The sequence below is a fragment of the Mesorhizobium sp. M4A.F.Ca.ET.090.04.2.1 genome (assembly GCF_003999085.1).
In the GTDB taxonomy this organism is placed as follows: domain Bacteria; phylum Pseudomonadota; class Alphaproteobacteria; order Rhizobiales; family Rhizobiaceae; genus Mesorhizobium.
In genome coordinates, this window is the sequence record NZ_RZOT01000219.1 from 1 (window position 1) to 9,137 (window position 9,137).

Sequence of the window (9,137 nt, forward strand, 5' to 3'; positions counted from 1 at the left end):
CCTCCAAAGATGGCTCGATAGAACGTGGCGCTGCCGGCGGCACCTCGATCGGTGCCGGCGTCTCGGCCGGGACTTCGCTGGGCGTCGTCGGCACTTCGACGGGCGCCGGCTCCGGCTGCGGTACCTCTTGCGGCGCGGGCACCGGCTCAGGTGCAGGTTCGGGCGGAACGGGCACTTCCTCCGGTGCCGGCGGCTCCGGCTTCTCCGGGGCAGGTTGCGGCTCTTCCTCCGGCAGGGGCTGCGGCAACGGCTCCGGCTCGGACGGAACGACCGGCTCAGGTGCCGGCGGGATGACGGGTTCCGGCGCCGGCGGAATGTCCGGTGCAGGTTCGGGCTTCGGCTCCTCGGCCGCCGGCTTCAGCGCGTCCAGCGCATCCCATTTGATCGGCGGCAAGGGTGCCGTCTCGTCGACGCGCTCCTCGACGACTTCCTTCTTGCCGAACGAAAATATCTTCTTGAAGAAACCAGCCATGTTTTGCGTATCTCAGGCGGCGCGCGCGGCAAGCGACGCGGCCAGGAGGCGGGCGCCGTCATGGCCCGTAACAACAGCCTCGACGATCTTGCCCGGTGCCCCGGCGTCGATGGCGGCCAGCGTGAACCCCTCGGTGCGGCCGAGGCCGTCGCGCTCGACCAGGATCGACTGGCGCGTACCGGCAAGGGCGGCGAGATGGCGGCGATAGGCGGCCTCGCCGGCGGCGCGAAGCCGGGCCGCGCGCTGCTTGACCACCTCGCGCCGCACCTGCGGCATGCGCGCGGCGGGCGTGCCTTCGCGCGGGCTGAACGGGAAGACGTGCAGATGCGTCAGGCCGCATTCCTCGACGATCTTTTCCGAGTTCGCGAACATCGCCTCGGTCTCGGTCGGGAAGCCGGCGATGATGTCGGCGCCGAAGACGATGCCGGGGCGCAGCTTGCGTACCTCCTCGCAGAAGCGGATCGACTGGTCGCGCAGGTGGCGGCGCTTCATGCGCTTCAGGATCATGTCGTCGCCCGACTGCAGCGACAGATGCAGATGCGGCATCAGCCGGGGCTCGGTGGCGATGGCGTCCAGCAGGTCCTCGTCGGCCTCGATGGAATCGATCGAGGACAGCCTGAGCCGCTTCACCTCTGGCACCTGGCGCAGGATCGTCTTCACCAGCTTCCCAAGCTTCGGGGCGCCCGGCAGGTCGGCGCCAAAACTGGTCATGTCGACGCCGGTCAGCACGATCTCGGCATAGCCATTGCCGGCCAGCCGCTTGATCTGCTCGACCACGGCGCCCATCGGCACCGAGCGCGAATTGCCGCGGCCATAGGGGATGATGCAGAAGGTGCAGCGATGGTCGCAGCCATTCTGCACCTGGACGAAGGCGCGCGCCCGGCCCTCGATTGCATCGACCATGTGGCCGGCCGTCTCGCGCACCGAGAAGATGTCGTTGACGCGCGCCTTCTCGGTGTCGTTGACGCCAAAATCGGGGAGCGCGCGATAGGAATTCGCCTTCAGCTTCTCTTCATTGCCGAGCACGAGGTCGACCTCGTCCATGGCGGCGAAGTTCTGCGGCTCGGTCTGCGCCGCGCAGCCGGTGACGATGATGCGTGCCTGCGGGTTCTCGCGGCGGGCTTTGCGGATCGACTGCTTGGCCTGGCGCACCGCTTCCGCTGTGACGGCGCAGGTGTTGAAGATGACGGCGCCGCCCTCGAGCGCGCCGAGGCCGGCGCTTTCGGCCTCGCGGCGCATCACCTCGGACTCATAGGTGTTCAGGCGGCAGCCGAAGGTGACGACGTCTATCGCCATCAGGCCGCGCTTTCGGTGTCGCGGGCCCAGGTGCCGGTCGAAGGGTCGAAGCTGCCGGAGAATTCCCATTCGGCGGCACCGGTCAGGATGACGTGGTCGTCGTCGCGCCATTCGACATGCAGCGAGCCGCCGCCGGGCGTCATCAGCGAGACGCTGCGGCCGGTGCGCTTGGTGCGGGCAGCGGCCACCACGGCGGCGCAGGCGGCCGAGCCGCAGGCCTTGGTCAGGCCGGCGCCGCGTTCCCAGGTACGGATAACCATGGTTTCGGGCGAGGTGACCTGCGCGATGGTGATGTTGGCGCGCTCGGGGAAGATCGGATGGTTTTCCAAAAGCGGGCCGAACCGGTCGAGCTCGTAGGACCAGACGTCGCGATCGACCCAGAAGATGGCGTGCGGATTGCCCATCGAGACGGCCGAGGGCGAATGCAGCACCGGCGCGTCGATCGGGCCGATCTGCAGCTCGATCATGCGGGTGTCGCGGAACTCCTCGGCGAGCGGGATGTCCTGCCAGCCGAAGCGCGGCGCGCCCATATCGACCGAGATCGTGCCATCGGCATGTTCCTTGGCGTTGAGGATGCCGGCCCGGGTCTCGAAGGTGAAGCTCTTCTGGCCGGTCTCGGCGGCGAGCGCCTGCACGACACAGCGCATGCCGTTGCCGCAGGCCTGCGCACCCGAGCCGTCGGAATTCAGGATGTCGACATAATAGGCGGTGCCCGGCGTCCTCGCATCGTGGATCGCCATGATCTGGTCGAACTTGGTCGCGGCATCGGCATTGAGCGCGATCGCCGCCGCCGGCGTCACCCGGTCGGCGCGGCCGCGCATATCGGCAACGATGATCTCGTTGCCGATGCCATTCATCTTGGCGAAGGGGGCGGTGCCTGCCATCTAACCGGTCATTCCATGTCCGTTTGGCGCTATATGGCGGAAACGGGCGGGAATTACCAGTGCGGCGCGCTTGAAGCCACGGCGAAGACGCCGAACCGGCCACGACGGAGACACCGGGCCCGGCGACGGCGAAGACGTCGCGCCTTGGCGACGACGAAGACGTCGCGCCTAGCCGACGGCGAAGACGTCGGGCCTAGGTAACCGCGAAGACGCCGAGCACGATCAGCAGGAAGATGATGAGGACGACGCCGATCAGGACGCGCGCGCCGGTGGCGGCCGCGCCTGCCAGTGCCGGCATGCCGAGCAGGCTCGCCGCCGCGGCGACAATAAGAAGAATGATGATCCACTTGATCATGGAAAGGCTCCCAGCCGAATTGCGCTGTTGGGTCAACGCCTCTTGTCGGCTTGGGTTCCTGTGGTCGGCCAGCTCCTGGGCTAGGCGGCCGGCACATCCCACACCTCGCCCGGCCGCAAGGCGCGGAAACGTTCGCGCGGCAGGCGCTCGGCGTCGAGCGCCTCGGCCAGTTTGCGGGCAGGCTCGTCGATCGGCTCATTGGTGAGCTGGAAGGTGCCCCAGTGGCAGCCTGCGGCGTGGGCTGCGTTGCAAAGCATCATGCCTTGCACCGCCTCCTCGGGATTCTGGTGCTGCGGCTCCATGAACCAGCGCGGCTCATAGGCGCCGATCGGCAGGATGGCGAGGCGGAAGCCGCCATGCTTTTCGGCCCTCAGCCGGTAGTTGGCGCCGCCATGGAAGCCGGTATCGCCGGCGAAATAGATTTTTGCGCTTGGCGTCTCGACCACGAACCCCGCCCACAGTGCCATGCGCCGGTCGCGCGCGCCGCGCGCCGACCAGTGGTGCACCGGCTCGACATGGATGGCGGCATCCTTGCCGAGGTCGAGCCTGTCGCCCCAGTCATGCGCGCTGAGCCGCATGCCGGGGACGGCGGCGTCGATGATGGCGTCGTTGCCGAGCGGCGTGATCACGAGCGGGTCGTGCCTCGCCTTCAGCCGCTTCAGCGTGGCGAGATCGAGATGGTCGTAATGGTTGTGGCTGACCAGCACGAGGTCGATCGGCGGCAACTGGGAAAAGGCGATGCCCGGCGCGTTGACACGTTTCGGCCCGGCAAAGGACAGCGGCGAGACGCGCTGCGACCAGGCCGGATCGGTGAGGATGTTCAGCCCCGCCGTCTGGATGAGCAGCGAGGAATGGCCGACCATGGTGAGGCGCAGCGCGGCGCCGTCGACGCGCTCGTCCGGCCTCGCCTGATGGAACGGGCTCGGATTGGCCGCCGGCCATTTCGCGCGCTCGCCGCCCAACTGCCATCGCAGGAGGTCGGCGAAGCGGCCGGGCGGCTTGCCATTGGGATTGAAGAACAGGGTGCCGTCGAAATGATCGCTTGGCGGGCCGCGATAATAGCGGTTGGCGGCTGTCTTTCTTGCGGCCAAGGCTGCGGCTCCGGCATGTTTCTTCCTCTTGCAAGATAGGATCGATGCCATCTGGCGCAAGCATTTGGGACGGGTGCATGCTCTGGCCAGAGGCCGCGCGCTGGCGCCGGCGATGATTTCCGGTATACAATCGGTCGGCGGAATGGAGGGGGAAACCATGCGTCGGCAGGCAGTTCTTGCAGTCGTGGCGGCGATCATGGGGACCGCGCCGATAGCGCCGGCTGCCGCGCAGACGCAGCCCGGCGCTTGCGCCTTTGCGCCAGCCATCCTGGACGCGGGCGATTTCCTGCTTGCCGAACCGGCAACGTTCCCGAATTTCTGGCGCGACCGTTTCGGGGATGACGCCGCGTATCTGAAGATACGCTATGGCGGCCTTGCCTACACCGAAGGCTCGGCGCTTCTGGCGAGCCTGGAAAAACGCAGTCATCCGCCGCAGCGCATTGTCGAACTCAGACTTGCCTATGCAACAACGCCGGACCGGGCGGCGATGATTGCCGGCATGCAGCCGCTGCCCAAGGCACAGTCGATTGTGCCACAGCTTGGCCAATCCGCCTGGCGCGCGCTGGTCATGGAGGATGATGGCGACTGGCTTCTGGACGAACTGGCGCGCTTGCAGACGTCGGATCTTTACCAAGCGTCGGTCGCCGCCAAAGGAATTGCGCAGGCGCTGTCCGCTCTCGATGATCAGGCAAAGTCGCAGCTCGCCCAAAGGGCTGAAGAAGCAGGCGTTTGGCTCCTAGCGCTCGAGATGCGGGCAGCAGAAGACGACCTCTCCGACTACGTCGCCTACCTCGACCGCCTTCCGCCCGCGGCATTAATCGACAAGCGTCATACCGGTTATCTTCGCAACGCCCTCAACTCTGCCAATCTTCGCCCGTTCTTCGACATTTCCAAACAGCCGGCGCAGGTACAGGCGCTCGACCGTCAAAACGGTATGGGTTCAGCCATCAGGCCAATCGGGCAGCTGATTGACCATTCTCCGCAGGCCGCCATCTTGCTGACTCTCGTGAACCAGACCGGTGATCTGCGGCTTGGCCCTACAGTGGCAGGGGCGCTCAACGCGCAGATTGCAGCAAAACAGCTCGACCCGATCAACAATCCCGATGCCGTCACGGCGGCTATGCTCAATGGGATCGACTATGTTCTTGGTCGCCGCGAACGGGAGGACAATCTGCGTCATGCCCTGATCTCCGAGATGCAAGGCGAAACGGCGGAGTCGTTCGTTGACAGGGCGTTGGCTCGATCGACGCTGGCGCCTTTCATGAAAGGCAATGAGGCCGAACCGCCACATCGCCCAAAACAGCTCACAGCGGCCTTCCCCTGGGAACAGTGGGTCGGGCTGGCGGGCAGGCTGAAGGCTGGCGAAACCATCGCGCCGGAAGATCGCATCGTCGCCGCCGACCTCATGATTGCGGCCAACCGCCCGTCGGATGCGCTTGCCCTGCTGAAAACAGCCGGCGCCTGGAAGACGGCGGCGCTGCGAGCCCATCAGTTGGCCCTCGACCTGGACCGCCGCTGCGCCGACTTGCTGCGGCCCCCGGTGGCGCTCGCGCAACCGCTCTACCAGTTCGAACCGCGCTGAGACCGTTCCAGCGACATCCCCGTAATTTCCGAGGGCAGCACGATGGCAATGAAGCGGACCAAGACACCGTGGATGAAGGCCGAGGATTTCGGCCGCTCGCTGCCGCGCGGCATCGGCGTCAACCTGCTGGTCACCGACATGGCGGCGATGGAGGCCTTCTGCCGCGACGTGCTTGGCGCCCGCATCATCTATGTCGACGAGGATTTCGCGGCGATCGAACTCTTGGGCTCGATATTCATGCTGCATGCCGACCATTCCTATCTCGACAATGAGATGAGCGGCGTCATCGCCGGCGCCGAGACGCGCGGGACGGGCATCGAGCTGCGCCTCTATGGTGCCGATCCGGATGCGATCGAGGCGCGGGCGCGCGATCTCGGCCACATCGTGCTCGCCGGCACGATCGACAAGCCGCATGGCCTGCGCGAATGCTATGTCGTCGGTCCGGACGGCTATGTCTTCGTGCCGAGCGCGGGGCTTTCCGCATAGGGCCGCGCCGGATATTGCCGACGACAACGGGCTTCATCGAGGCGCGCCATAATTGGACCTTCGAGGGTCACACGCCTGTTGCGACAAAATTGCAACAATTGCCCCGAAAACCCTATTTTAACCATATCGGGTTGAAATTCTGCCACCTTCTCCATCTTGGTGGAGGGAGAGATTGCGCGGACGGCGTCCCCCCAGCCGGGTCCGACGGAGGTAGGAATGACTTTTTCGAAGACCGGTCTGGTGGCCGTATCGCTGGCCGCACTGATTGCAAGCGGTTGCTCGACGTCGCGATTCTCGTCGATGGATGACCAGCAGCCGGCGCCGCTGACGCCCGCGCCCGCCGGCACGGTGACCGGAAACCAGCTGCCGCCGCCGGCAGCTCCCGGCACCGCCGACGCCTCGCAGTTCCCGACCGCGCCGGCGAACGGCCAGGTCGCCTCGCTGCCGCCGGATGGAAGCGCACCCGCAGGGGCGCCGGACCTCACCGCGGCCAGCGTCGCCGGTGTGTGGAACGCCAGCGTTTCCGGCCAGAGCTGCAAGGTGGCAACGCCGCAGACCAAGTTCGGCGCCGGCTACCGCGCCGGTCCGTTGCATTGCCCGGCGCCGATCGACGGCATCAAGTCCTGGAATGTCGCCGGCAAGCAGCTGACCCTCTATGACGAGAATGGCGGCACGCTGGCCAGGCTTTATTCCTCGGGCGGCGAGAAATTCGACGGCCAGACTTCCACCGGCCTGCCGATCTCGCTTACAAGATAAGGCGATACCGCCCTGGGGCGGTTCAGCGTTCGAAAGAGTCGCCTAGCCGCTCCAATTACGGGGGGAAAGCGGCTACTTTTCCTGGATGTGCTCAAGAACGACGTGACCGATGCACCTGCGTGACGGCCTCCAAACCCATGCGACCGTCAGGCAGCGCTACGACCATCTGGTCGAGACCGGCGCCATCGCGCGCGATCCGGCGCAGGAGCGCATCGCCGCCGCGCTCGATCGGCTGACCGACGAGATCTCGGCAAAAAGGCTGGCGCAGAAATCGAGCGCGCTGGGCTGGCTGTTCGCCCGCAAGCAGCCGCCGGCACCGGTCAAGGGCCTCTATATCCATGGCGGCGTCGGCCGCGGCAAGACCATGCTGATGGACATGTTCTTCGAGCTGTTGCCGGTCAGGCGCAAGCGCCGCGTGCATTTCAACGACTTCATGGCCGATGTGCAGGACCGCATCCAGAAGCACCGGCAGGCGCGCAAGAACGGCGACGCCAAGGAGGACGACCCGATCCCGCCGGTGGCGCGCGCGCTGGCCGAGCAGGCCTGGGTGCTGTGCTTCGACGAGTTCTCCGTCACCGACATCGCCGATGCGATGATCCTGTCGCGTTTGTTTTCGGCACTGTTTGCCAATGGCGTCGTGCTGGTCGCCACCTCCAATGTCGCGCCCGAAGGTCTCTACCGTGACGGGCTGAACCGGCAGCTCTTCCTGCCCTTCATCGGCCTGCTCGAGCGCAATGCCGAGGTGATGACGCTGGACAACGACAAGGATTATCGCCTCGAGAAGCTCAGCCGCATGGCGGTCTATGTCGCGCCGGCGGACGCGGCGGCCGACGCCGCCCTCGACGAGGCGTGGCGGGCGATGACGCATGGCAAGCCGGTAGCGGAGACGACGCTGACGGTGAAGGGCCGGCAGGTCGTGGTGCCGCGCGCGGCCGGCGACGCGGCGCGCTTTTCCTTCGCCGATCTTTGCGAAAGGCCGCTCGGAGCGCGCGATTTCCTGGCCATCGCCGGCCGCTTCTCCACCATCTTCATCGACCATGTGCCGGTGCTCGGCGAGGGCAAGCGCAACGAGGCCAAGCGCTTCATCCTGTTGATCGACACCCTCTACGACCATCACACGCGGCTGGTGGTGAGCGCCGATGCCCCGCCGCCCGGGCTCTATACGGCCAAACGCGGCAACGAGGTGTTCGAGTTCGAGCGCACGGCCTCGCGCCTGATCGAGATGCAGGGGCATGAGTGGCTGGAGGACTGGGCCGAAAGACGGAAGGACGGGGCGATGGCATCGCCGGAGGCGCAGCAGGTGCGGGCGTAACCTCGGCCAGCCCATGTGGCTCGCCCGGACGCCCATTGGGCACCGCCATCACAAGGGCGTCATCGCTCGCCGCCAGCCTTCTGATCTCCATCTTCATTGTGTAAATTCTCCCAAGTCGGCTTAGGAATTTTGACGTTTACGTAAAACCCAAATTATCTAACCGATTGAAAATGCTCGCTCCAAAATAATCGTTTGAATTTTCTATCCACCGGAGCTATTGGGTGCGGCGAAATCTCACGGGTTCCCCGCAGCATTCGGCCTCCTTCCTCGACGCCGTCAGCAAGTCGCTAAAGATTGGCGCCGTCACAGACAAAGGGAAAAAATCCTCACATGGCACGCAACAAGATAGCGCTTATCGGCTCGGGCATGATCGGCGGCACGCTCGCCCATATGATCGGCCTCAAGGACCTCGGCGACGTGGTTCTGTTCGATATCGCCGAGGGCATTCCGCAGGGCAAGGGGCTGGATATCGCACAGTCGTCGCCGGTCGACGGCTTCGACGCCAGGCTGACCGGCGTCAACGACTATGCCGGCATCGAAGGCGCCGATGTCTGCATCGTCACCGCCGGCGTGCCGCGCAAGCCGGGCATGAGCCGCGACGACCTGCTCGGCATCAACCTCAAGGTCATGGAACAGGTCGGCGCCGGGCTGAAGAAATACGCGCCGAAGGCCTTCGTCATCTGCATCACCAACCCGCTCGACGCCATGGTGTGGGCGCTGCAGAAGTTCTCCGGCCTGCCCAAGACCCATGTCGTCGGCATGGCCGGCGTGCTCGACAGCGCGCGCTTCCGCTATTTCCTGGCCGAGGAGTTCAAGGTCTCGGTCGAGGACGTCACCGCTTTCGTGCTCGGCGGCCACGGCGATTCGATGGTGCCGATGATCCGCTATTCGACGGTCTCCGGC

General features: G+C 65.8%; 9 protein-coding genes and 1 pseudogene. 5 read left to right on the forward strand and 5 right to left on the reverse strand.

Going from position 1 to position 9,137, the window contains the following annotated elements; genetic code table 11:
- The 5 genes and pseudogenes from EN781_RS16755 to EN781_RS16775 all read right to left on the reverse strand — a co-directional run.
- Positions 1-472 (reverse strand): annotated as a pseudogene (locus EN781_RS16755) (signal recognition particle-docking protein FtsY); the annotation flags it as partial.
- Positions 473-484: 12 nt separating this feature from the next.
- Entirely contained in the window at positions 485-1,768 is a 1,284-nt protein-coding gene (gene mtaB / locus EN781_RS16760) for a tRNA (N(6)-L-threonylcarbamoyladenosine(37)-C(2))-methylthiotransferase MtaB (RefSeq protein ID WP_126057442.1), read from the reverse strand.
- Positions 1,768-2,652 (reverse strand): diaminopimelate epimerase, encoded by an 885-nt coding sequence (dapF, locus tag EN781_RS16765; protein ID WP_126057443.1) that lies wholly within the window; start codon positions 2,650-2,652, stop codon positions 1,768-1,770. The genes mtaB and dapF overlap by 1 nt, the downstream gene beginning before the upstream one ends.
- Before the next feature lie 193 nt (positions 2,653-2,845).
- Entirely contained in the window at positions 2,846-3,007 is a 162-nt protein-coding gene (locus EN781_RS16770; protein WP_126057444.1) for a DUF1328 family protein, read from the reverse strand.
- An 80-nt stretch (positions 3,008-3,087) separates the two neighbouring features.
- Positions 3,088-4,098, reverse strand: coding sequence for an MBL fold metallo-hydrolase (locus tag EN781_RS16775; RefSeq protein ID WP_127400160.1), 1,011 nt, complete (start codon positions 4,096-4,098; stop codon positions 3,088-3,090).
- On the opposite strand from EN781_RS16775, the gene EN781_RS16780 reads away from it, so the two are divergent.
- The 5 genes from EN781_RS16780 to EN781_RS16800 all read left to right on the forward strand — a co-directional run.
- Positions 4,073-5,680: a hypothetical protein gene (locus tag EN781_RS16780; RefSeq protein ID WP_127400161.1), complete on the forward strand. Its 1,608-nt coding sequence runs from the start codon at positions 4,073-4,075 to the stop codon at positions 5,678-5,680. The two genes, EN781_RS16775 and EN781_RS16780, sit on opposite strands and share 26 nt — an antisense overlap.
- Before the next feature lie 42 nt (positions 5,681-5,722).
- On the forward strand, positions 5,723-6,166 hold the full coding sequence (locus EN781_RS16785; protein WP_126057447.1) for a VOC family protein: 444 nt from the start codon (positions 5,723-5,725) through the stop codon (positions 6,164-6,166).
- Between the two features lie 216 nt (positions 6,167-6,382).
- Positions 6,383-6,922, forward strand: coding sequence for an AprI/Inh family metalloprotease inhibitor (locus EN781_RS16790; RefSeq protein ID WP_126057448.1), 540 nt, complete (start codon positions 6,383-6,385; stop codon positions 6,920-6,922).
- A gap of 109 nt (positions 6,923-7,031) precedes the next feature.
- The gene (gene zapE / locus EN781_RS16795; RefSeq protein ID WP_126057449.1) at positions 7,032-8,234 is read left to right on the forward strand and encodes a cell division protein ZapE; all 1,203 of its coding nucleotides are present in this window, start codon (positions 7,032-7,034) and stop codon (positions 8,232-8,234) included.
- Between the two features lie 330 nt (positions 8,235-8,564).
- Positions 8,565-9,137: malate dehydrogenase (locus tag EN781_RS16800; protein WP_127400162.1), on the forward strand; the 573-nt coding region annotated here is incomplete at its 3' end.

Coding starts and splice junctions, on each gene's coding strand:
- EN781_RS16770 (WP_126057444.1), bottom strand. CDS start 3,007: ATGATCAAGTGGATCATCATTCTTCTTATTGTCGCCGCGGCGGCGAGC.
- EN781_RS16785 (WP_126057447.1), top strand. CDS start 5,723: ATGGCAATGAAGCGGACCAAGACACCGTGGATGAAGGCCGAGGATTTC.
- dapF (WP_126057443.1), bottom strand. CDS start 2,652: ATGGCAGGCACCGCCCCCTTCGCCAAGATGAATGGCATCGGCAACGAG.
- mtaB (WP_126057442.1), bottom strand. CDS start 1,768: ATGGCGATAGACGTCGTCACCTTCGGCTGCCGCCTGAACACCTATGAG.
- EN781_RS16790 (WP_126057448.1), top strand. CDS start 6,383: ATGACTTTTTCGAAGACCGGTCTGGTGGCCGTATCGCTGGCCGCACTG.
- zapE (WP_126057449.1), top strand. CDS start 7,032: ATGCACCTGCGTGACGGCCTCCAAACCCATGCGACCGTCAGGCAGCGC.